The organism is Caballeronia sp. A2-2 (genome assembly GCF_057612605.2).
This window is the reverse complement of sequence record NZ_CM172587.1, coordinates 1638831-1660848: the sequence shown is the minus strand read 5'-3', so window position 1 is coordinate 1660848 and position 22018 is coordinate 1638831. Positions and strand designations below refer to the sequence as shown.

20 protein-coding genes are annotated in these 22018 nt (G+C 62.8%); 10 read left to right on the top strand and 10 right to left on the bottom strand.

Annotation, left to right across the window (positions count from 1 at the left end):
* Positions 1–46: 46 nt before the first annotated feature.
* Both ACZCWR_RS07920 and gluQRS read left to right on the top strand, forming a co-directional pair.
* Complete coding sequence (locus ACZCWR_RS07920) at positions 47–910, top strand: sulfurtransferase (RefSeq protein WP_487303146.1); 864 nt, start codon at positions 47–49, stop codon at positions 908–910.
* Positions 911–918: 8 nt separating this feature from the next.
* On the top strand, positions 919–1791 hold the full coding sequence (gene gluQRS / locus ACZCWR_RS07915) for a tRNA glutamyl-Q(34) synthetase GluQRS (RefSeq protein ID WP_487303279.1): 873 nt from the start codon (positions 919–921) through the stop codon (positions 1789–1791).
* A gap of 52 nt (positions 1792–1843) precedes the next feature.
* Here gluQRS and ACZCWR_RS07910 read toward each other — a convergent pair whose 3' ends face one another.
* The 4 genes from ACZCWR_RS07910 to purT form a co-directional block, all read right to left on the bottom strand.
* The gene (locus ACZCWR_RS07910; protein WP_487303145.1) at positions 1844–3337 is read right to left on the bottom strand and encodes a DEAD/DEAH box helicase; all 1494 of its coding nucleotides are present in this window, start codon (positions 3335–3337) and stop codon (positions 1844–1846) included.
* A 354-nt stretch (positions 3338–3691) separates the two neighbouring features.
* Positions 3692–4045: an MliC family protein gene (locus ACZCWR_RS07905; RefSeq protein ID WP_487303144.1), complete on the bottom strand. Its 354-nt coding sequence runs from the start codon at positions 4043–4045 to the stop codon at positions 3692–3694.
* Positions 4042–4215, bottom strand: a complete 174-nt coding sequence (locus tag ACZCWR_RS07900; RefSeq protein ID WP_487303143.1) for a DUF6726 family protein — start codon at positions 4213–4215, stop codon at positions 4042–4044. The genes ACZCWR_RS07905 and ACZCWR_RS07900 overlap by 4 nt, the downstream gene beginning before the upstream one ends.
* 23 nt (positions 4216–4238) lie before the next feature.
* The gene (gene purT / locus ACZCWR_RS07895; protein WP_487303142.1) at positions 4239–5462 is read right to left on the bottom strand and encodes a formate-dependent phosphoribosylglycinamide formyltransferase; all 1224 of its coding nucleotides are present in this window, start codon (positions 5460–5462) and stop codon (positions 4239–4241) included.
* Between the two features lie 147 nt (positions 5463–5609).
* Here purT and ACZCWR_RS07890 point away from each other — a divergent pair, with 147 nt between their 5' ends.
* Together ACZCWR_RS07890 and ACZCWR_RS07885 are read left to right on the top strand one after the other, a co-directional pair.
* Positions 5610–6146: an META domain-containing protein gene (locus ACZCWR_RS07890; protein ID WP_487303141.1), complete on the top strand. Its 537-nt coding sequence runs from the start codon at positions 5610–5612 to the stop codon at positions 6144–6146.
* A 165-nt stretch (positions 6147–6311) separates the two neighbouring features.
* Entirely contained in the window at positions 6312–10013 is a 3702-nt protein-coding gene (locus ACZCWR_RS07885; RefSeq protein WP_487303140.1) for a DNA translocase FtsK, read from the top strand.
* Between the two features lie 816 nt (positions 10014–10829).
* Here the strand turns inward: ACZCWR_RS07885 and ACZCWR_RS07880 are convergent.
* The 3 genes from ACZCWR_RS07880 to ACZCWR_RS07870 form a co-directional block, all read right to left on the bottom strand.
* On the bottom strand, positions 10830–11885 hold the full coding sequence (locus tag ACZCWR_RS07880; RefSeq protein WP_487303139.1) for a transporter: 1056 nt from the start codon (positions 11883–11885) through the stop codon (positions 10830–10832).
* A 94-nt stretch (positions 11886–11979) separates the two neighbouring features.
* Positions 11980–12546: an antimicrobial peptide resistance and lipid A acylation PagP gene (locus tag ACZCWR_RS07875; RefSeq protein WP_487303138.1), complete on the bottom strand. Its 567-nt coding sequence runs from the start codon at positions 12544–12546 to the stop codon at positions 11980–11982.
* 28 nt (positions 12547–12574) lie between these two features.
* Positions 12575–13840: a lactonase family protein gene (locus ACZCWR_RS07870; protein WP_487303137.1), complete on the bottom strand. Its 1266-nt coding sequence runs from the start codon at positions 13838–13840 to the stop codon at positions 12575–12577.
* Positions 13841–14062: 222 nt separating this feature from the next.
* Between ACZCWR_RS07870 and ACZCWR_RS07865 the strand changes: the two genes are divergently transcribed.
* From ACZCWR_RS07865 to ACZCWR_RS07855, 3 genes are all read left to right on the top strand, one after another.
* Complete coding sequence (locus ACZCWR_RS07865; protein ID WP_487303136.1) at positions 14063–14215, top strand: DUF3096 domain-containing protein; 153 nt, start codon at positions 14063–14065, stop codon at positions 14213–14215.
* Between the two features lie 248 nt (positions 14216–14463).
* Positions 14464–16350 (top strand): glycoside hydrolase family 15 protein, encoded by a 1887-nt coding sequence (locus tag ACZCWR_RS07860; RefSeq protein WP_487303135.1) that lies wholly within the window; start codon positions 14464–14466, stop codon positions 16348–16350.
* Positions 16351–16730: 380 nt separating this feature from the next.
* Positions 16731–18002: a polyhydroxyalkanoate depolymerase gene (locus tag ACZCWR_RS07855; RefSeq protein ID WP_487303134.1), complete on the top strand. Its 1272-nt coding sequence runs from the start codon at positions 16731–16733 to the stop codon at positions 18000–18002.
* Positions 18003–18108: 106 nt separating this feature from the next.
* Here the strand turns inward: ACZCWR_RS07855 and ACZCWR_RS07850 are convergent, their stop codons facing one another.
* Positions 18109–18741 (bottom strand): TetR/AcrR family transcriptional regulator, encoded by a 633-nt coding sequence (locus tag ACZCWR_RS07850; protein WP_487303133.1) that lies wholly within the window; start codon positions 18739–18741, stop codon positions 18109–18111.
* Between the two features lie 326 nt (positions 18742–19067).
* Between ACZCWR_RS07850 and rsxB the strand changes: the two genes are divergently transcribed.
* From rsxB to ACZCWR_RS07835, 3 genes are all read left to right on the top strand, one after another.
* Complete coding sequence (gene rsxB / locus ACZCWR_RS07845) at positions 19068–19892, top strand: electron transport complex subunit RsxB (RefSeq protein ID WP_487303132.1); 825 nt, start codon at positions 19068–19070, stop codon at positions 19890–19892.
* Positions 19889–20533 carry an endonuclease III gene (gene nth / locus ACZCWR_RS07840; protein WP_487303131.1) on the top strand — a complete coding sequence of 215 codons (645 nt, stop codon included), beginning with the start codon at positions 19889–19891 and terminating at the stop codon, positions 20531–20533. The genes rsxB and nth overlap by 4 nt, the downstream gene beginning before the upstream one ends.
* 72 nt (positions 20534–20605) lie before the next feature.
* A complete protein-coding gene (locus ACZCWR_RS07835) occupies positions 20606–21037 on the top strand; it encodes a DUF1841 family protein (RefSeq protein ID WP_487303130.1) in 432 nt (143 codons plus the stop codon).
* An 83-nt stretch (positions 21038–21120) separates the two neighbouring features.
* Here ACZCWR_RS07835 and ACZCWR_RS07830 read toward each other — a convergent pair whose 3' ends face one another.
* Together ACZCWR_RS07830 and ACZCWR_RS07825 are read right to left on the bottom strand one after the other, a co-directional pair.
* Positions 21121–21501, bottom strand: coding sequence for a c-type cytochrome (locus ACZCWR_RS07830; RefSeq protein WP_487303129.1), 381 nt, complete (start codon positions 21499–21501; stop codon positions 21121–21123).
* 64 nt (positions 21502–21565) lie between these two features.
* On the bottom strand, positions 21566–21931 hold the full coding sequence (locus ACZCWR_RS07825; protein ID WP_487303128.1) for a c-type cytochrome: 366 nt from the start codon (positions 21929–21931) through the stop codon (positions 21566–21568).
* Positions 21932–22018 lie beyond the last annotated feature (87 nt).

Genomic DNA, 22018 nt, shown 5'->3' with positions numbered 1-22018 from the left:
CATCCGCACTTTTTACTGGCTTTGGCCGCATCACGCGTTATCGATCATGAGCATTCTGAACCTGTCCGCCTATAAATTCGTCACCATCGAGGACGGCCCCGCGTGGCGGCCGCTCGTGCGCGCGCAGTGCGACGCGCTCGGCCTGAAGGGCACGATCCTGCTGGCGCCGGAAGGCATCAATCTGTTCATCGCGGGGCCGGTGGCGCAGGTGCGCGAGTTCATCGATTATCTGCGCGGCGATGCGCTCTTCGGCGGGCGCTTCTCTGACCTGCAATTCAAGGAAAGCCTGTCCGCCAAGCAGCCGTTCCGCCGCATGCTGGTCAAGCTCAAGCGCGAAATCATCACGATGAAAAAGCCCGCAATCCGCCCGGAACTGGGCCGCGCGCCTTTCGTGGATGCCCCGACGCTCAAGTCCTGGCTCGACCGCGGCCACGACGACGAAGGCCGTCCGGTCGTCATGCTCGACACGCGCAATGCGTTCGAAGTCGATGTCGGCACCTTCGATCACGCGCTGGATTACCGCATCGAGAAATTCAGCGAGTTTCCGGAAGTGATCGAGCAGAACCGCGCGGACCTGGAAGGCAAGACCGTGGTGTCGTTCTGCACGGGCGGAATTCGCTGCGAGAAGGCCGCGATCCATATGAAAGAGGTGGGCATCGATCATGTGTATCAGCTCGAAGGCGGCATTCTCAAATACTTCGAGGAAGTCGGCGGCGCGCATTATCACGGCGAATGCTTCGTGTTTGATTACCGCACCGCGCTCGACCCGAATCTGGAACCGACCGCGACCTCGCAATGCTTCGGCTGCCGCGCGGTGGTGAGCGTCGAAGATCAGCAGTCGCCGTTCTACAAGCCGGGCGAAACGTGCCCGGAGTGCCATCCCGAAGCCCGTTCGCGCGCGGCCGCCTGACCGTTCAGATGACCTATCGCGGCCGCTTCGCGCCCTCGCCCACCGGTCCGCTGCACGCGGGCTCGCTGGTGTCGGCGCTGGCGAGCTATCTAGATGCGCGCGCGCACGACGGAAGCTGGATCGTGCGTATCGAAGATGTGGACGCGCCGCGCACCGCGCCCGGCGCCGCCGACGATGTGCTCGAAACGCTCGCGCATTTCGGCATGCGCTCGGATGAACCGCCCGTCTGGCAGAGCGATCGCGATATCGACTACGCGCGGGCCTTCGAGCGCTTGCAGGCGCGCGGGCTGATCTATCCATGCGGCTGCACGCGGCGCGAGATCGCCGATTCCCTCGTGCACGCTCATGCGCGCCACGCGACGCTGGCTTATCCCGGAACTTGTCGCGACGGTCTGAACGGCAAGCCCGCACGCGCATGGCGGCTGCGCGTGCCGGATGGCGATGCGGCGCACGTGCGTTTCGTGGATTGCTGGCAGGGCGCGCAGTCGCAGGATCTTGCAGCCGAAGTCGGCGATTTCGCGTTGAAGCGCGCGGATGGATTGTGGGCGTATCAACTGGCCGTCGTCGTCGATGATGCGGATGCGGGCATCACTCATGTCGTGCGCGGCGCGGATTTGCTCGATTCGACGGCGCGGCAGATTTATCTCCAGCGTTGCCTCGATGTACCGACGCCTTCCTATCTGCATGTGCCCGTGGTCGAGAGCAGCACGGGCGAAAAACTCAGCAAGCAGACGGGCGCGGTCCCGCTCGATCGCGGCGTGCCGCTCGATGCGCTGGCGCGGGCGGCGCGGCATCTGGGTATCGAGACGAATGAGACGGAGCGGCTCGACGTGTTTTATGCGGAAGCCACCGCGCAATGGGCGCGGCGTTTCGGGCGCTGATCGTTTGCATCGGCCAATAAAAAAGCAGCCACGCGGGCTGCTTTTTTTTCGCTTACGACGGCTTGCGCGGCATTCCCAAACCACCGAGCAAGGCCGCGAGCGGCTGCTTCGGCGCGCTCTTGCGCTCCGGCTCGGGTTGTTCCTCGTGACGCTTCATCGCGGAGGGCGACGGCTCGTAGGGCTTGAGGAAGAATTCATCGATCGGCTGCTGACGCGAACGCGGACGGTCGTACGAACTGCCGCTGCTGCTACGGCGACGCGCGCCCGCTTCCTCACGCGGCGCATGCCGATGCTCACCACGCTCCGGCCGTCCGAACCGTTCTTCGCGACGCGGCGAAGCACCATCGCGGCGCGCGGGCGCGGTGACTTGCAGCGGCTCGACCTGCAACGGCCGCTTGATGAGCTTTTCGATGTCCGCAAGCTGCTTGCGCTCGTTCGCGCTGCACAGCGAGAGCGCATCGCCGGATGCGCCCGCGCGGCCCGTCCGGCCGATACGGTGAACGTAATCTTCCGCGTTGAACGGCAAATCGAAGTTGATGACGGCAGGCAGTTCCGCGATATCCAAGCCGCGCGCGGCGACATCCGTCGCGACGAGCGCTTCGATCTCGCCGCGCTTGAACGCGTCCAGCGCCTGCATGCGCTCGCCCTGCGTGCGGTCGCCGTGAATCGCCGTCGCGATGATGCCTTCCTTCTCCAGCACGCGCGCCAGCCGGCTCGCGCCGATCTTGCTGTTGCAGAACACGATCACCTGCTTCAAACCGCGGTCGCGGATCAGTTGCGCGACCGCGCCGGACTTGTCGCTCTCGTGCACTTCATAGACGATCTGGCGCACGTTGGCGTTGGTCGAATTGCTGCGCGCGACTTCGATCGTCTGCGGGTTGCGCAGATAAGTAGCGGCGAGCTTCTTGATTTCGGGCGAGAACGTCGCCGAGAACAGCAGCGTCTGACGTTCCTTCGGCAGCAAATTGAGGATGCGCTGAAGGTCCGGCAGAAAGCCCATGTCGAGCATGCGGTCGGCTTCGTCGAGCACGAGCATCTGCACCTGACCGAGGTTGACGGTCTTTTGCTGCACGTGATCGAGCAGACGGCCCGGCGTCGCGATGAGAATTTCGACGCCACGGCGCAGCGCGTCCGATTGCGGGTTCATGTCGACGCCACCGAACACCACCGTGCTGCGCAAGGGCGTGTGCTTCGAGTACGTCTGCACGTTGGCGGCGACCTGATCGGCCAGCTCGCGCGTGGGCGTGAGCATCAGCGCGCGCACGGGATGGCGCGCGGGCGACGCGCTCGTGCTCGCCGACGGCAGCAATCGCTGGATGATCGGCAGCGAAAAGCTCGCGGTCTTGCCGGTGCCGGTTTGCGCCGCGCCCATCACGTCGCGGCCCGCCAGCACGACGGGAATGGCCTGCGCCTGAATGGGCGTGGGAATGGTGTAGCCGGACTCGCTCACCGCTTGCAGGATTTCGGCGGCCAAACCGAACTGGTCGAACGTGGGCGCGGCAGCTTCGGGCGCGGTGGACGTGTTCGTGACGACGGAATCTGACATGGTGGCTATCTTGGCTTTCGCTAAAAGTCCGCTCGATGCGGCGCGGGTAAGGTCTCGGCGGGTTCGTCGGCTCGCTGCTCCCGGCCGGCGCTGGACGCGCGTTAGTTTGCGCGATGGTTCGCGCGGCGGTTCCGCGCTGACGCTTGCAATGGGCATCGGACGGACAGCGCCGGTCGCGCTCGCCCGCTCAGATGGAACACGCCTTCGATGACGTTTTCAAGGCACGCTTTTCAAGGCATGCAGCAGACGGCGTCATCTCCGTTGCCACCGGCAAGGACAGCAAAATAAGTGTCGCTGTTCGGGAGGCCGGAAAACCGCATATTGTAGCACCGGCGGGGTTATCGCTTCGGCGGGCTATTTGGCGCGCGCCTGACAGTCCGCGAGGAGCGGCGGCGAGTCTTTCGGCGCGGTTTCATCGTAGAGATTGGCTTGCGGGCCTTTCGTCCACCAAATGTAGCGGTCGGCGGCGTAGCGCGCGCCCGAACCGGACATCACGCCGACGAACAGCAGTTTGCGACCGCCGACCGTGAGCGCAGCGAAGCTCTGCTGGTTGCGCGTGTTCGTATATTGCACGTTGATGCTCTTGCCATCCTTGCAGTCGTAGCGCGTACTCACGCTCGATGCGGTCTGGATCTGCGGCACGGTCAGCGGCATGGCGAACGCGGCGGATGCCGACATCAGCGCGCAGGCGAGCAATATTTTCATCATGGATCGATAACGTCCGCGCAGGCGTCGGTGGGCGCGGCGGCGACATGCCCCACCACCGGCACAATCTTCAGGCCCGCCGACGCAATACGGCAAGGCGCCGCCGCGAGACCGCATCCCGACAAACAGAACAGTGACGACACGAGCACGACAGTACACACGATGCGTTTCACCGCTTCCTCCTTCGACGCCCGGCCTATTTCACCGAAACCGGCCGCACTTTCCCCGCCGCGAGCTTCGCGCGGGCACGCGCTTCCTCGATATCGACACCCGTCGCCACCGCGACACCCATGCGGCGCTTCAAGAAGCTCTCCGGCTTGCCGAACAGCCGCAGATCCGCGCCCGGCACCGCGAGCGCATCGGCGACGCCTTCGAACGCGATGCCCTTCTCGTCCAGCCCGCCGTAAATCACCGCCGATGCGCCCGGCGAACTCAACGCAGTATCCACCGGTAAACCGAGAATCGCGCGCGCGTGGAGATCGAATTCGGAGAAACGCTGCGTCGCGAGCGTGACGAGGCCGGTGTCGTGCGGACGCGGACTGACTTCGGAGAACCACACGTCATCGCCTCGCACGAACAACTCGACGCCGAACAGGCCGCGCCCGCCGAGCGCCGTCGTGACCTTTTCCGACACCTCGCGCGCCTTCGCGAGCGCGGCGGCGTTCATCGGCTGCGGCTGCCACGATTCCACGTAATCGCCCGCCACCTGAACGTGACCGATCGGCTCGCAGAAATACGTGCGCGTTTCGCCGCTTTGCGGGTCCGCCGCGCGCACGGTCAACTGCGTGATTTCATATTCGAAGTCGATGAACCCCTCGACGATCACGCGCCCGTGGTTCACGCGCCCGCCCGCCATCGCGTGATTCCAGGCGGGTTCGACATCGGCTTCGCTCTTGAGCACCGATTGTCCCTTGCCCGATGACGACATCACCGGCTTGACCACGCACGGAAAGCCGATCTTGGCGATCGCCGCTTTCATCTCGTCGAGCGATTGCGCGAACGCATACGGCGACGTGGGCAAGCCCAGTTCCTCGGCAGCGAGCCGGCGGATGCCTTCGCGGTTCATCGTGAGTTGCGTGGCGCGCGCGGTGGGGATGACGGTGGCCGCGCCATCGGCTTCGATCTGCGCGAGCGCGTCGGTGGCGATGGCCTCGATCTCCGGCACGATCAGATGCGGCCGCTCCTGCTCCACGAGCGCACGCAGCGCCACAGCATCGGTCATGTCGATGACATGCGCCCGATGCGCCACCTGATGCCCCGGCGCATGCGCATAACGATCCACCGCGATGACTTCCACGCCCAGCCGTTGCAGCGCGATGATCACTTCCTTGCCCAGTTCGCCCGCGCCGAGCAGCATGACGCGCGTGGCCTGCGGCGAACCCGGCGTGCCGATGCGTGTGCTTTGAGAATCGGTCTGCATGAATGCTCCAAGATCGAAGAAGACGCCGTATATGCCGGATTGGGCGCGATGTTAACACGCAAGTTCCCGCGCACGCGGTTGCGAACACTAGACAAATCACAGGACGAGTGCGATACGCTTACGGTTTCGCCCGCTTCAGGATCATCGATGCCCACGCAACACATCCGCATGCAGTCTCCGCGCGCGTCGTCGCGCCTTTCGTCCTGCATCGCGGCGCTTGCCGCGACGGCGCTCGTCGCTGCCTGCGCCTTGCCGAAGCATCCCGATACCGCCGCGCCGCCGACCGACCCGTACAATCCCGCCGCCACACAGTTGCTCGATGACACGCAATGGCAGCTCACTGGCTGGACGGATGCAAGTGGTCATCCGCGCACGTTGCCGGAAGACAAGCAATCGCTCACGCTGGACTTTTCGACGGAGAGCGGACACCGGCGTGCGAGCGGCTTCTCGGGCTGCAACCGGTTCAGCGGCACGTACAGCCTGAAGGACGGCAAGCTCGCGTTCGGTCCGCTCGCGGGCACGCGCATGGCGTGCGGCGCGGGCGCGGGGGCATCGCTCGAACAGCCTTATCTCAGCGGGCTTGCGCATGTCGCGAAAAGCGGCGTGCAGATGAACGCGCCGCAAGCGCTCGAAATCACGCTCGACGATGGTCAGGTGATGACTTTCGCGAGGCGTCCGAACTGAAGTGTTGCGCGAGCGCGCCATGCGCATGATGCGCTCGCGGCCTGCGCTCGACACGCGCTCAACACCCGTTAAACTGCACAATCGAAATACAAGGCATCGCTGCGTCTCATGGTCGCGCGATGCGACTGTCTCAACCGCTTCACCCACACTTGGTTCATCTTCAGCATGCACACGGTAGTTCTCGGCTGGTTCGGTGCATCAGTCGTCTGGTTCATTGCGCTGCTCTGGCGCGTCGTCAAGTCGGTGCTTCCCGGCGGCGCGGGATTGCGCGGCCCCGGCACGATCCGGCTTTGGTTCGGCTTTTTCTGCGTGTTGCTGTCGAGCGCGACGCTCGAAGGCGCGCTTGCCGCAACCCTTGAAACACAGCTCGATATCAATCGATGCGGGCGCTTCCTTGCCAGTGCGCTGGCAAACGTCGCGCATCCGGCGGGCGCGATTGCTATCAGCGCGCTCGTGCTGGCGATCGTCGCGCCGTGGCTCGTCGAGTTCAGTTGGCGCTCGGTGCTCGGCTGGGCGGATGAAGCGTTCGGCTTCGGCGTGCCCGCGAGTTGGGTCGCGCCGCGTGTAAAAGCGGAACGCGAGGCGCGTCCGTCGAGGAAGAGCCGCGAGAAGGCGAACGGCGAATCGCGCGACAAGGTGAGCTGGTGGCGCGAACGCCGCGCGAGCGACAAGCAGAACAAGCCGATGAACGAGCCGCGCGGAATAGGCACCGGACAGTTCGATACCACGACGCCCCGCGTGCCGAGCGCGGAGCCCACGCTCGGCTTGCCGACCGGCAAGACCGGACGCTATCAGCGACCCACGGCATGGCGTCCGCCGATGAAGACGAAGGCGGGCGCGAGCCGCGTGGTTTCGCCGGTTACGCCTGAGACTTCGAAACCTGTACCTGTTGTTGGCGCGAATGCGGTGCGTACGGCACAAGTGGAACCGGTCGCGCCTTCCGGGTGGATCAAGCCGTCCGTGGCGGATACGCGTGCTGCGGCAAGCCGTGAGCCGGTTCCGCCCGCCGCGCCGCCGCGTCCTGTCACGTCGAATGGAGAGAGCATCGTTCGTAGGCCCGCGCCTGTGCAGACGAGCCCGCGGCAGGTGACCCAGTCGTCGCCTGCGCCGGTGCGGCGTCCGATGGCGTCGAGGCCGGCGTCCGGTACGAGTTCGCGTGACTTCATGACGACGTTGCTTTCCGCGCCTGCCGTTGCGCGGGCGCCCGCGCCGCCCGCGCCGCCGCCTGCGCCGGAAACGGTGGAGGCGACGCTGCGATCCATCAAGGAAAGAACGGCGATGTGGACGTCGCTTGCCAAGAGCGGTGCGGCGGATGTGGCGAAAGCGCCTGATATGTCTTTGAGGGCTGAAGTTCGACCGATGACGGCCGACCGTGCTGCGCCGACGCCGCTCGAACGTGATGAGCCTGCGCGCCAGGTGCCTCCCGCAGCATCGACACACGAAGCCGCGCCGATCAAGTCCGTCGTGCCCACGTTGACGCCGCTCGTTTCCACGCCGGACGCGATCGAAGCCGCGCCGCCGACGCCTCCGGTGAGCGCGACGTTCGCTACCACGGCGGACGCATCGCCGCGAACCGAACCCGCACGCGTGCCGGAGACGATGATCGAAGCCGCGCCATCGATGCCTGTCGTCCCCGCGTTGACGCTGGAGGCATCGACGCCGCGAATCGAACCCGCGCGTGTGCCGGAAACGGCAATTGAACCCGCGCCGTCGATGCCCGTCGTTCCCACACCAACGCCTCCTGTGAGCGCGACTTTCGCTACCACGGCGGACGCATTGCCGCGAACCGAACCTGCGCGCGTGCCGGAGACGATGATCGAAGCCGCGCCATCGATGCCTGTCGTCCCAACCTCGACGCCACCTGTAATCGCGACGCACGCTTCCTCGCCGGACGCATCGACACCGCAAATCGAAGCCGCGCCGCCGATGCCTGTCGTCCCGACGCCGACGCAGACTTCCACGCCGTCGCAAACCGAACCGGCGCGTGTGCCGGAGACGTTGATCGACGACATCGATGAAATCGAGCCCGTGCCGACGGCGGAACACGTCGCGCCATCGGCACCGCCGCCTGCGCCGTGGTCGCTTGCGCCTGCCACTCCCGCGAGCAACGAACCCGAGCCCGTGCGTATTGCTGCGCCGTCACGCTTCGAATTCACCGAGCCGCCCCCTGCCCTTCCGCCGCTGCCGACCTTCGCCCCTGCCTCGCCATGGGACAACGATGTGCCTGACGCAGACGAAGACGACGCCGATGCGCTCGCCTCGAACGTCGTGCGCTTTCCCACCATGACGCCGGTTGCGCATCACGAACCCGTCGAGGCGCCCACCGCTCCGAAACCGCCGGTCCGCGGCTCCGCGCCGGTTGGCTTCGAGTTCCACGCGCCGCACGCGTCGTCGGTCGAATTGCCGACGCTCGATCTGCTCGAACCCGCCTGCGACGAATTCGAACCGATTTCCGAAGCGCGTCTCGCCGAAACCGGTCAGTTGATCGAACAGCGGCTTCAGGAATTCAAGGTGCCGGTGACGGTGGTGGGCGCGTCAGCCGGACCGGTCATCACGCGTTTCGAGGTGGAACCGGCGCTCGGCGTGCGCGGCAGTCAGATCGTCGGCTTGATGAAGGATCTCTCGCGCGGGCTTGGTCTCACGTCGATTCGCGTCGTCGAGACGATTCCCGGCAAGACTTGCATGGGGCTCGAATTGCCGAACGCGCGGCGGCAGATGATCCGTCTGTCCGAGATTCTGGAGGACGACGTGTATCGCGCGTCGAAGTCCAATCTCACGATTGCGATGGGCAAGGACATCATCGGCAATCCGGTGGTGACGGATTTGGCCAAAGCGCCGCACATGCTTGTCGCGGGCACGACCGGCTCGGGCAAATCGGTCGCCATCAACGCGATGATTCTTTCGCTGCTCTACAAGGCGAAGCCGGAAGACGTGCGCCTCATCATGATCGACCCGAAGATGCTGGAATTGTCGGTGTACGAAGGAATTCCGCATCTGCTCGCGCCGGTCGTGACGGACATGAAGCTGGCGTCGAACGCGCTGAACTGGTGCGTCGGCGAGATGGAGAAGCGTTACCGGCTGATGTCGGCGGTTGGCGTGCGCAATCTACAGGGCTTCAATCAGAAAATCCGCACGATGGAGGCGCAGGGCAAGAAGCTCACGAATCCGTTCTCGCTGACGCCGGACGCGCCCGAACCGCTGTCGACGCTGCCGCTGATCGTGGTCGTCATCGACGAACTGGCCGATTTGATGATGGTTGCGGGCAAGCAGATCGAGCAACTGATCGCGCGGCTGGCGCAGAAGGCGCGGGCGGCGGGCATCCATTTGATTCTCGCGACGCAGCGGCCTTCGGTGGATGTCATCACCGGGCTCATCAAAGCGAACATTCCGACGCGCGTGGCGTTTCAGGTGTCGTCCAAGATCGATTCGCGGACGATTCTCGATCAGATGGGAGCGGAGTCGTTGCTTGGCGCGGGCGATATGTTGTTCTTGCCACCGGGGACGGGGTATCCGCAGCGCGTGCATGGCGCGTTTGTCGCGGATGACGAGGTGCATCGCGTGGTCGAGTATCTCAAGCAGTTTGGCGAGCCTGAGTATGAGGAAGGGATTCTTTCCGGGCCCGCCGCCGATGGCGCTTCGCAGGATTTGTTCGGGGATTCGCCGGAGGCTGAAGCCGATCCGCTTTATGACGAGGCTGTGGCGTTTGTTTTGCGGTCCCGGAGAGCGTCCATTTCTTCGGTGCAGCGGCAGTTGAGGATTGGGTATAACCGGGCAGCCCGGCTTGTGGAGCAGATGGAAGCGGCGGGGTTGGTTTCGGCTATGGGGAATAATGGGAATCGGGAGGTTTTGGCTCCGGCTGTTGATTGAGGGCTTGGTTTTTTGTGCAAGGGGCTGCTGTTGGTTGGGCTGTTTTTTCAGTAGCCGCCTCCCCGGCGGGGGGGTAACTTTCTTTGCTGCTGCAAAGAAAGTTACCAAAGAAAGCAGCTTTTTACCCCACGCTCGATGGCTGGAGAGGGTGGTCTGGATTAACGATACAGTGGCCGCAATAGGACTTGCCACGCATGACGAGTCGCTTAGGCAACCTCGCGATTTCGCGCTCGAACAATCAACACTCAGTGGTCCGCGCTCATTCTTTCGGCCATGCGCTACGCGCGCCGAGAACTTTAGAACGGAATCCCGCAGCGTATAAGCGCCCAGCCACATCACACTTCCCCGCAAGATTGCTATTCGGCCCTACCTTGGTTAGTGCTCCGACTAAAACGTGCTTGCGTTGGCGTGTGCGCTTTGCCCAGAAGCGCTTACCAAGGTAGGGCCCAATGGGAGAGGTGCGATGCGGTGTGAGGTGGCTGGGCACTGATACGCTGCGGGATTCCGTTCTTAGGTTCTCGGCGCGCGAAGCGCATGGCCGAAAGAATGACTGCGGACCACTGCGCAATGATTATTCGAGCGCGAAATCGTTAGGTTGCCCACATGCTTAACTAACCGAGGGACATCCTAACGCGGCCACTGTATCGTTAATTCAGACCACACTTTCCAGCCATCGTGCATGGGGTAAAAAGCTGCTTTCTTTGGTGACTTTCTTTGCAGCAGCAAAGAAAGTTACCCCCCCGCCGGGGAGGCGGCTACTGAATAAACAACACAATCAGCAGCAGCCCCTTGCACGACGAACAAAAGCCCAAAAAATCACCACAACCTCAACTTCCTCAACAAATAAATAGTAAACCCCGCACAAGCAGCCATCACCCCCACAACAATCCAGAAGGCCTCCGGGTCCTTCGTCCCCGGCAACCCCGCCACATTCATCCCAAAGATCCCTGTAACAAGCGTCGCTGGCAACAACAACGCCGACATGATCGCAAGCCAAAGCAGCTTACGATTGATGTCCTCGGAAAGCAGCGCTGCGATCTCATCCTGCAAGAGCTTGGCCCGTTCATAGAGCCCTTCCAACCCCGCCCCCAACCCATTCAAAACCTGAATAGCCTGCACAAGCGATTCCATCGACCGGGGCTCGGCCCATTCGAGCTTGCGGGTAACAAGCTGCATCAACGCATTGCGCTCAGGATCGATAAAGCGCTTCACTTCGACGATCCGCCGCCGCGCCCCACCCAACTCCGCGCGCCACTTGGGATGGCCGCCCTCGAGCACGCCCTCCTCCACATCATCCAGACAATCGCCGATCTCATCGATGCGGTCCGCAAACGTATCGTTCAACGCGCGAATCAATCCGGCGAACAAATCCACCGTGTCGCGAAACAACTCACCTTCAAGCACGGCATGACGCAACCGGTCGGTCGATTGCAAAGGCCGCGCACGCACGGTAATCATGCGATTACGATCGACGTAATACCGCAACGCGCCCATCGCGCGATTCTCCTCACGCGCACCGGGCGCGGCGGCATCCGGCGTCTTCGCGACCAACTCAAGATCCGCGACCACGCCATACATGAAGTTCGCGCCCATGTGAACGCGCGGCCGCTTGTCCTCGCCATTGAGAAACTCACGCGCGACATCCGGCATGGAGGTGACGCCTTCGAGCCAGCCTTCCACGGTGTCGTCGTTGGCGGAGAGATGCAGCCACGTCGGGCCGTCGCCCACGATCGCCGCGCGCGCTTCGTCCCACGTCAGCCGGATCGCCTCGCCGCCCGCGAAGCTGAACGCGGTGATGAAGCCCGCCGGTGCCGCATCGTCGCGTGTGGAATTCAACGGCGTGTTCACATCGGAGTTATATGTCGTATTCACTGCGCTTACCTTTCGATTTACTCAGTACCCCTTTCATTTACACGCACTTTTACAAGCGCGCCAAAGCAAAGAAGCATGACGGACACGCATCGTACTAGAACTCGTAGCGGCCCCAGAAGAAAGCGACATCGCCATCGTTCAGACCGGGCAGACGCGGAATGAGCGTGCCCATGACCGACGCGCGTTTGTAGCGGATCGACCCGATCGGCAACGCGAGCGGCAACGGCGCATAGTGCGCGACATCGCTGCGCGCGGTGAAGCCGACGAAATAGCCGCCGCCCGCCTGCAATCCGCCAAGCACGGATTTCGTGTACCACTGGCGCGCGTAACCGCCGATCGGCTCGAAGTTGTGATGCGAATCCGAAAAGGCGAACGCGAACAGGACGTCCTCGTTGCCGTTCGCATCGGTCCAGTGCTTGCCCGCGCCTCCGCCGTACGACCACGGGTTCAGTTCCTTGCGATCGGTGTAGCCGTCGATGTGCCAGCCATAGCCCGTGACATACAGATCCCACGTGCCGTCGTGCGCCACGCGCATCACGCGTTCGCAGGCGGCGGATAGCCAGTCGTGTCGATAGTCGCACTGCCCGTCGCCGGCATTCGCACATGTGGCGACGGGCATGCACAGCAATGGAACGATCGCTTTGGCGGGAGTATTTATCATCGTTTCGAGACCGTTCACATCACATTCATCAAGACGGCGATACGAACTGGAAATCCACCGGCGAGCCAATCGACAACTGTTTCGGATCGGATGCGAGATCGCCCGTCGCCGGATCGCGCCGGAAGAAGTACGCGGTGTCGCTGTCCTGATTGCCGACGATCAGCCAGCGCCCGCTCGGGTCCATCGCGAATTCGCGCGGCGTCTTGCCGAGCGTCGAATAGCGCTTCTGCAATTGCAGATGGCCGTTTGCAGGATCGACCGCGAACTGCACGAGTTGATTCGCGTCACCGCGATTGGTCGCGTACAAGTACTTCCCGTCCGGCGACAGATGAATCGCGCCGCCGCCAATCTTGCCCTTGAAGCCCGGCGCGGTCATCGGCAAGGTCTGCGTTTGCGTGAGCTTGCCGTCCCGATAGTCGAACACGGTCACGGATGCGTTCATTTCCGTGGTCAGATACGCGTGCTTGCCGCTGGCATCGAAAATCAAGTGGCGCGGTCCGGAACCCGGTTTGATCGGCACGTAGCGCGCTTCGGTCGGACCGAACAATCCGCGTGTGGATGCAGACGGGTCCGGTGTGTATCGATACGCGAACACTTTGTCCACGCCGAGATCCTGCGCGAAAAGATACTGTCCATCGGGCGAGAACACCGTGGAATGAACATGCGAGTTGTCCTGCCGCCCCTTCACCGGTCCACCGCCTTCATGATGTACCGTAAGCACCGATGTACCCACGTGGCCATCCGCCGCGAGCGGAAACACCGCGAAGCTGCCACCCGGATTCGCCGCCACCGAATAGTTCGCGGTGAGCAGATATTTGCCATCGGGCGAGATCGCGAGATAGCACGGATCGTTGCCATCGGAGGACACGCGGTTCACGAAGCTCAACTGCCCCGTCGCGCGATCGAAACGAAACGCGCTGATGCCGCCACGCTGCGACGCCGGGCCGTTGTCGCCCGGCAGTTCGTTCACCGCGTACACGTAATTCCGGTCGCGGCTCACGACGAGATACGAAGGATTCACCGTTTGCGCCGATGCGACACGCGTGAGTTCGCCGTTGCCGGCGTCGAAACGATAAACGTATATGCCTTCGCTCTTGCCGCCACCGGTATAAGTGCCGATCAACAAATCATACACGTTGCCGGAAGATGAATCGGTTTGCGCGAACGCATGTCCGGCGGTCAGTGAAAGAATCAAGGCGAGTCCTTTGATCCAATGGCGCAGGCGGGGCTGGCGCGCTCCTTGCAATCGCTCGGAACGGGCCTGCGCATCGAGGGGAAACTGGCTCGGGTGCATGAAACCTCCTTATCGTCTTATGCTGCTTGTTATCAGGGGGCAACGCGTGCAAAGCGTCGATGGCGAGCGCCACCGAGGAGCAAATTCTGCTCCCGCGCGGTGGCATCATGAGACATCATGCATCCACGCATCAGCAATATACCGATGCGGCCCAAAGCACCACCGGAGCGTGAAGCATGACCACGCGCCGGGCCAACTAAAATCAACAAAGGAGTTGCTGCGATGACCATCCATCTGAGTCTCGGTCCGCTCGTTTCGCTGATTGCGGGCATCCTGATCCTGATCGTGCCGCGTTTGTTGAACTTCATCGTCGCGATCTATCTGATCGTGATCGGGTTGATTGGCTTGTTCGGCATGGGCGGGATGCATTTCTGAGCACGCCCACGGCGTTGTCGTGTGACGCCGGTTTTCGGTGACGGTTCCATGCGCGGGTGCGCAGCCTCGGGCGCGCGCACTTTCCTGCTTATTGGCAGCGATTACGGCAGAATGCGGCAGACACGCACTTGGCGCGCACCTTACGGACACCTTGACATCGCCGGGATGCAACAACGTCCCGGTCGAGTTCTTCAACCCGCGGCGTGGCACACGACCCGCGCGCGCCGCCAGCAGGACAACGTTCGCTTATGCCAGCATTGATTGAAGATTACGCCATGGTCGGCGACGGCCATACCGCAGCGCTCATCGCCCGCGACGGTTCCGTCGATTGGTTGTGCTGGCCACGTTTCGATTCCGCCGCCTGTTTCGCCGCGCTCCTCGGCACGCCTGAACACGGCCGATGGCTGATCGCACCGGAAATGCCGGACGGTCATCAACCCGTCATCCAGCGCCGTTATCGCGGCGACACGCTGATTCTCGAAACGGATTACGAAACGCCGCAGGGTGCGGTGACAATCGTCGATTTCATGCCGCTGCGCAACGGGCATTCGGAACTGGTTCGGATCGTCGTCGGGCGGCGCGGCACGGTGCGCATGCGCATGGAACTGGTCCTGCGCTTCGATTACGGCTCGGCGACGCCGTGGGTAAGCCGTCTGCCGGACGACAGCGGCATCCGCGCGATTGCGGGACCGGACCTCGCGGTGTTGCGCACGCCGGTGGCGCTGCTCGGCGAGAACATGCGCACGACGGCGTATTTCGACATCGGCGAAGGTGAGCGCGTGCCGTTTTCGCTGTGCTATTCGCAGTCGCATCTGCGCCTGCCGCATGCGAGCGATCCGCACACGCAACTCGCGCGCACCGAGAACCACTGGCGCGAATGGTCCGCCCGGAGCGCGCTGAAAGGCCGCTACGCGGGCGCGATCCGCCGCTCGCTCATCACGCTCAAGGCGCTGGCTTACGAGCCGACCGGCGGCATCGTCGCCGCGCCGACCACTTCGCTGCCCGAACAACTCGGCGGCACGCGCAATTGGGACTATCGCTTTTGCTGGCTGCGCGATGCCACCATCACCCTGCTCGCGATGATGCGCGGCGGCTACTACGACGAAGCGCGCGCGTGGCGCGCATGGCTGGGCCGCGTGATGGCGGGTTCGCCCTCGCAGATTCAGATCATGTACGGCATCGCGGGCGAGCGGCGTCTGCCCGAATGGGAAATTCCGTGGCTGCCGGGCTACGAGGGCGCGTCGCCGGTGCGCATCGGCAATGGCGCGGTGGCGCAGTTGCAGCTCGATGTCTACGGCGAAGTCATGAACGCGCTGCATCTCGCGCGCGTCGGTGGCCTTCAGAGCGACGAAACCGCGTGGTCGATTCAATGCGCGATGCTCGTCCACCTCGATTCCGTCTGGCAGGAACCGGACGAAGGCATCTGGGAAGTGCGCGGCGGCAAGCAGCACTTCACGTTTTCCAAAGTCATGGCGTGGGTCGCCTACGACCGCGCGATCAAGTCGTCGGAACTGTTCAATTTGCCGGGGCCGGTCGATCACTGGCGCGAGATGCGCTCGCGCATCCGGGCCGAAGTGCTGAAGAAAAGCTGGAACCCGAAGCTCAACTCGTTCGTGCAGGCTTACGGCAGCGAAGCGCTCGATGCAAGCCTCCTTCTCATCCCGATGCTCGGTTTTTTGCCGCCAAACGATCCCAAAGTGACCGGCACCGTACATGCGATCGAAACGACTTTGACGCACGATGGCCTCGTCAAGCGTTATCACACGACCGAAGTATCGGACGGACTGCCGCCCGGAGAGGGCACGTTTCTGGCTTGTAGCTTCTGGCTGGTGGATAACCTGGCGTTGCAGGGCCGGATCGACGAGGCGCACGCGATGTTCGAGCGTCTGGTCGGCCTGTCGAACGATGTAGGCCTGCTGGCGGAGGAATACGACACGGTCGCCAAGCGCATGGTAGGCAACTTCCCGCAGGCGTTCACGCACGTGGCGCTGGTGCACACGGGCATGAACCTGATGCGCGTGGACGAGGAAATGGCGGAAGCAACGGGTCAGCCCGCAAGCGCCGACACGCCACGCGAAGCCGCCCAGCAGGCCCGCTCGGATGCCGTCGCGGACGCCGCGACAGGAAAGCAGTGAATGTGTACTAACCGTTTGTTCCGTTTGAATAATCCGCTCGCAGACGGTACTATTGATGCAGCGCACAAAATTAAGCATTGTGAACTGTTGTGAAAAAGCCGGTAAATTGAACTGCCTGATTGAATTGTGTGCTTAACGCGCGGAAAATGTTGCGGCATCAAACTCAAGGTTTGAACCGCGCGCGCCGTTAGTGAGGCCATGACCGGACGCGCGGCACGCGTCACTGCAAAAGGTTGAAGTCGGGAAAGTGAGTGCCCCGGAGCGCGGAAACAGCCGCCGCGCATCGGGGGTCATCGAAAGCCGTCAGGCCCGTTTCGCCGGAAGTGTTGCTTCCTTCCATCGACGGGCAAACCGGTCGTACGGGAGTCATCGGGGCAACCATGCTCTATCAAATCCACGAATTCCAGCGGGCCTTGCTGTCCCCCCTCACAGCCTGGGCCCAGGCCGCTTCCAAGTCGTTTGTGAATCCGGCCAGCCCCTTGTCCTATATACCCGGTTCGAGCCGGCTCGCGGCCGGTTACGAGTTGCTCTACCGGCTCGGCAAGGACTACGAGAAACCCCAGTTCGACCTTCATCAGATCGTCAAGGACGGCCACAACATTCCCATCGTCGAGCAGACGGTCGTGGATAAGCCTTTTTGCCGCCTGCTGCGCTTCAAGCGCTTCGCGGACGACAGCGCGACCGTGACGAAGCTGAAGGACGAGCCCATCGTGCTGGTGTGCGCGCCGCTGTCCGGCCACCACTCCACGCTGCTGCGCGACACCGTGAAGACGCTGCTTCAGGACCACAAGGTGTACATCACCGACTGGATCGACGCGCGCATGGTGCCGGTCGAAAACGGCCCGTTCCATCTGGACGATTACGTCGAATACATTCAGGAGTTCATCCGCCACATCGGCGCGAAGGACCTGCATGTGATTTCGGTGTGTCAGCCGACCGTGCCCGTGCTCGCCGCCATCTCGCTGATGGCGAGCCGCGGCGAAGACACGCCGCGCACCATGACCATGATGGGCGGCCCGATCGACGCACGCCGCAGTCCGACCTCGGTGAACTCGCTCGCCAACGAGCATTCCTACGAGTGGTTCAACAACAACGTCATCTACACAGTCCCGGCGAACTATCCGGGCGTGGGGCGCAAGGTGTATCCGGGCTTCCTGCAGCACGCGGGTTTCGTCGCGATGAACCCCGAGCGCCACCTCACGGCCCATTGGGACTTCTATCAAAACCTGCTGCGCGGCGACGATGAAGACGCCGAGCAACATCGCCGCTTCTACGACGAATACAACGCCGTGCTCGACATGGCCGCCGAGTATTACCTCGAAACCATCCGTATCGTGTTTCAGGAATTCCGGCTCGCGGAAGGCACGTGGGAAGTCAACGGCGAGATGGTGCGTCCGCAGGACATCAAGCACACCGCGCTGTTCACCATCGAAGGCGAGCTGGACGATATCTCCGGCAGCGGCCAGACGCGCGCGGCGCATGATCTGTGCACCAGCATTCCGAAGAAGGACAAGCGGCACTTCACGGCGGAGAAAGCCGGCCACTACGGCATTTTCTCGGGCCGTCGCTGGCGCACGATGGTGTATCCGCAATTGCGCGAGTTCATCCTCGAACACGACAAGCAGCCGAAGTCGGAAGCGGTTCCCGCATGAGATGAAATTGGTTCGGTCTGCTTGCTTCGGGACCGATTCCATTCGCAGAAAGCAAAACGTCGCGCCCTTCACGGACGCGACGTTTTTTCATGGCCGCACGCGCGCGCTACTTGCGCGTGAGATAGGCGAGCAGCAATTCCGTGTTCATGCGGACCATCTGATCGCGCTGCGCCGCTTCGCCGAAATCGAGTCCGAAGGTCGCTTCCAGCGTGAACCGGTTCGATACGATGTAATAGCCCAGCCCCGACAGCGTGATGTAGAACTTGAGCGCATCCACATCCTGCCGAAACAATCCTGCTTTCTGGCCGCGTTCGAGAATGGCAGACAGCGTGGCGACAACCGGCGAAATCAGTTCGCGAATACGATTCGATCCCTTGATGTATTTCGCTTCGTGAAGATTTTCATTGTTGATGAGACGCAGCAATTCAGGGTGATCGCGATAATAATCCCAGACAAAATGCGCAAGACGCGTCATGGCTTCGATCGGTGCGACGCCGTCGAGGTCGAGCGTGCGTTCGGCTTCGACGAGCGCCGACAGCGCGTGTTCGAGCACGGCGGTGAAAAGCTGCTCCTTGCTGCCGAAATAGTAATAGAGCATGCGCTCGTTGGTTTCGGCCCGGCGGGCGATCTGATCGACACGCGCGCCGAACAGGCCGCCCGCTGCAAACTCCTCAGCGGCTGCGAGCAAGATGCGGCGCCGGGTGCCTTCAGGATCTCTTTTGATTTTCGGCTGATTCATGGTGGCATGATTCGCAAGCCGCGTTGCCGGATATGCGTCACGCGGCCCGCTTGGGTACATGACGTGAACGGGCGCGCCAAAGTTATTGGGTAACACCGTCCTGCGGTCAAACGGTAAAGCGCTTTGATTATGCGCACATCGCTCCCTAATGGCAATCGGGGCTGAAAGCTATTCGTCACGGGTATTCCCCACATGGGCGATAATGCGCAAAGAAAGATCGAAAAAAGCGCACGGCGTTTCGCCGGACGCGCACTCAACAGCGCCGCGTGACGCATATCAAAAGAGCACGCCGCGCATCGTCCCCCAAGGCTTGACCGCAATTCCTCGTGACCGCCATCGTTTCCAAGACGCTCGCCGAGCGCATCGAAGACCTGCTGCCGCAAACTCAATGCACCAAATGCGGCTATCCCGCCTGCCGGCCTTACGCGCAAGCCATCGCGTCGGGTGAGGCGAGTCATGACCGATGCCCCCCGGGCGGCGCGCAGGGCATCGCGCGGCTCGCGGCGCTGCTCGGGCGTCCGGTCGTCGCGCTCGATACCACGCATGGCGAGGAACGTCCGCGGCCGGTGGCGGTGATCGACGAGAACGTCTGCATCGGCTGCACGCTGTGCATGCAGGCGTGTCCGGTCGATGCCATCGTCGGCGCGGCGAAGCAGATGCATACCGTCATCCCCGAACTGTGCACGGGTTGCGATCTGTGCGTGCCGCCCTGCCCGGTCGATTGCATCGACATGGTCGATGTCACTGGCGAGAAGACCGGCTGGGACGCATGGAGTCAGCCACAGGCCGACGATGCCCGCGCGCGCCACGATCGCCATCTCGCGCGGCTCGAACGTGAGCGTGTGGAGACGGAGGCACGCGCGTCGGCGCGACAGGCATCGCGGGCGGCGGCATCTGCGCCGGTCGCGGCCACGCCTGTTCCCGCAACCGCCGACGATGCCGAAGCGAAAAAACGCGCGATCATTCAGGCCGCGATGGAACGCGCCCGCAAGAAGAAGGAAGAGATGGCGACACTCGGCGCGGGACCGAAGAACACCGCGCACGTCAGCGCCGCCGTGCAGGCGCAGATCGATGCCGCCGACGAACGCCGCCGCCGTCTCGGGCTCGAAAACGCGTCGAAGGACAAGGACAGTTCCAAGGGCACGTCATGAACGCGAAGAAACGGCACGCCATCTTCGAGACGCTGCAAAGCATCGATCCGAATCCGAAGACCGAACTCGAATACACGACTCCTTTCGAACTGCTGATTGCCGTGATGCTCTCCGCGCAGGCCACCGATGTCTCCGTGAACAAGGCCATGCGCAAGATGTTTCCCGTCGCGAATACGCCGAAGAAGGTGCTCGCGCTGGGCGAGGAAGGCGTGACGGAGTTCATCCGCACGATCGGCCTTTACCGCACCAAGGCGAAGAACGTGATCGCGACATGCCGCATGCTGATCGACGAACACGGCGGCGAAGTGCCGGACAACCGTGAAGCGCTCGAAGCGCTGCCGGGCGTGGGCCGCAAGACCGCGAACGTAGTGCTCAATATCGCGTTCGGGCATCCGACCATCGCGGTGGATACGCATATCTTTCGCGTGGCGAACCGCACGGGTCTGGCGCCGGGCAAGGATGTGCGGGCGGTGGAAACGTCGCTGGAAAAGCATGTTCCGAAGGAGTTCGTCCAGCATGCGCATCACTGGTTGATTCTGCATGGGCGCTATGTCTGCAAGGCGCGCGTGCCGGAGTGCTGGCATTGCGTGATCGAGCCGCTTTGCGAATATCGGCTGAAGACGCCAGCGCCGGTGGAATGACCGCTCATCGAGCAGGCGGCAGGCTCGGGATTTATAATAACGGGTTGAATCCTGTATACGAATCAATAGGTTATGTTCAATCCAAGCCGTGACGAGGTCCGTCAATTCTTCATCGAAACGTGGCGCAAGGAGCGCGCGAGCGAAATCCTGACGCCGCTCGAAAGCATGGCCGCCGACTGGATCGGCGAGCATCCCGAGTATCACGACACGCTCGTCAAGCCGGATGCACCCGCCACCGATTATTCGCCCGAAGGCGGCCAGACCAATCCCTTTTTGCATCTGTCGATGCATCTCGCCATCAGCGAACAATTGTCGATCGATCAGCCGCCGGGCATTCGCCGCGCGCACGATCGGCTGGTCGCGCGTCTCGGTTCGCCGCACGATGCGCAGCACGCGATCATGGATTGCCTCGGCGAGACGATCTGGGAAGCGCAGCGCAACGGCACCCCGCCCGATACCGATGCCTATCTCGCGCGAATCGAGCGCCGGGCATCGCGCGACTGAAGCGTTGAACCGCGCCTTGAAAACAAACACCCCGCTTCGCAGCGGGGTGTTTGCTTTCAAGACCTGCAATCGACCAAGCGCGCTTACTTCTTCAGCACCAGCGCGCCATCGAGCGATTCGATATACGCCGCGAGATCCTTCAGATCGCTCTGCGACAGGTTCTGCACCTGCGCCGACATGATGGCGTTGTTGCGGCCGAAGTTCGGATTGCCATTGCCGATCTGATACTGGCGCAACGCCCAGTAGATATAGCTCGCATGCTGGCCCGCGAGCTTCGGATATTCCCCGCTCACCGGCTTGTTGAGATTCGGCCCGTGACAGGCCGCGCAGTTGTGGCTTTCGGCGAGCGCCTTGCCGTTGCCGGTATCCGCCGCGTGCGCCGCGCCGAACGCCGTCATGCCGATGAGCGCCACGGCCGCGCATGCCGCCTTGATGCCTGAGTCGAGTGCCTGAGAGGGCTTCATGAATTCTCCTGTCCTGGTTCGCCGAAGCGCCGTTGAATGTCGAAGCGCGTTGCGGCGACGAGGATCACTTGTCCGGATTGTTCTTGGTTTGGGGGTTTTGCGCGGCGTAGTACGCGGCAATGTCGGCGATGTCCTGATCCGTCAGCGTGGTCGCGATGGCGCGCATGGTGTCGAAATGGCGGTCGCCCTTCTTGTACGCATGCAGCGCATTGCTGATGTACTGAGCGTTCTGGCCGCCCAGCATCGGCACTTCGTAGACTTCGGGGTACGCCGTGCGATAGCCGGGGATGCCGTGACAGCCGATGCACATCGCCACCTTGCCTTCGGCGGCCTTCGCGTTGCCCACGACGTCGGCCGACGCCTGGGTCGCGAAGCCGGCGAGACCGGACAGCGCTGCAATCACGGCACACTTGCCGACGAAATTGTTCATAGCTTCTAACCTGGCATGAGGGGAAATCCGGCGCTCGAAGGCCACGGCCTGCGCCGAGCGCATTACAAGCTTCTCGGGACTTGACTG

Excerpts from the sequence above, each read along its gene's own strand:
- ACZCWR_RS07870 (WP_487303137.1), bottom strand. The coding sequence starts at position 13,840 with ATGCACCCGAGCCAGTTTCCCCTCGATGCGCAGGCCCGTTCCGAGCGA.
- ACZCWR_RS07825 (WP_487303128.1), bottom strand. The coding sequence starts at position 21,931 with ATGAACAATTTCGTCGGCAAGTGTGCCGTGATTGCAGCGCTGTCCGGT.
- nth (WP_487303131.1), top strand. The coding sequence starts at position 19,889 with ATGAACGCGAAGAAACGGCACGCCATCTTCGAGACGCTGCAAAGCATC.
- ACZCWR_RS07860 (WP_487303135.1), top strand. The coding sequence starts at position 14,464 with ATGCCAGCATTGATTGAAGATTACGCCATGGTCGGCGACGGCCATACC.
- ACZCWR_RS07885 (WP_487303140.1), top strand. The coding sequence starts at position 6,312 with ATGCACACGGTAGTTCTCGGCTGGTTCGGTGCATCAGTCGTCTGGTTC.
- ACZCWR_RS07865 (WP_487303136.1), top strand. The coding sequence starts at position 14,063 with ATGACCATCCATCTGAGTCTCGGTCCGCTCGTTTCGCTGATTGCGGGC.
- ACZCWR_RS07850 (WP_487303133.1), bottom strand. The coding sequence starts at position 18,741 with ATGAATCAGCCGAAAATCAAAAGAGATCCTGAAGGCACCCGGCGCCGC.
- ACZCWR_RS07920 (WP_487303146.1), top strand. The coding sequence starts at position 47 with ATGAGCATTCTGAACCTGTCCGCCTATAAATTCGTCACCATCGAGGAC.
- ACZCWR_RS07910 (WP_487303145.1), bottom strand. The coding sequence starts at position 3,337 with ATGTCAGATTCCGTCGTCACGAACACGTCCACCGCGCCCGAAGCTGCC.
- ACZCWR_RS07855 (WP_487303134.1), top strand. The coding sequence starts at position 16,731 with ATGCTCTATCAAATCCACGAATTCCAGCGGGCCTTGCTGTCCCCCCTC.
- purT (WP_487303142.1), bottom strand. The coding sequence starts at position 5,462 with ATGCAGACCGATTCTCAAAGCACACGCATCGGCACGCCGGGTTCGCCG.
- ACZCWR_RS07890 (WP_487303141.1), top strand. The coding sequence starts at position 5,610 with ATGCCCACGCAACACATCCGCATGCAGTCTCCGCGCGCGTCGTCGCGC.
- gluQRS (WP_487303279.1), top strand. The coding sequence starts at position 919 with ATGACCTATCGCGGCCGCTTCGCGCCCTCGCCCACCGGTCCGCTGCAC.
- ACZCWR_RS07830 (WP_487303129.1), bottom strand. The coding sequence starts at position 21,501 with ATGAAGCCCTCTCAGGCACTCGACTCAGGCATCAAGGCGGCATGCGCG.
- ACZCWR_RS07875 (WP_487303138.1), bottom strand. The coding sequence starts at position 12,546 with ATGATAAATACTCCCGCCAAAGCGATCGTTCCATTGCTGTGCATGCCC.
- ACZCWR_RS07835 (WP_487303130.1), top strand. The coding sequence starts at position 20,606 with ATGTTCAATCCAAGCCGTGACGAGGTCCGTCAATTCTTCATCGAAACG.
- ACZCWR_RS07905 (WP_487303144.1), bottom strand. The coding sequence starts at position 4,045 with ATGATGAAAATATTGCTCGCCTGCGCGCTGATGTCGGCATCCGCCGCG.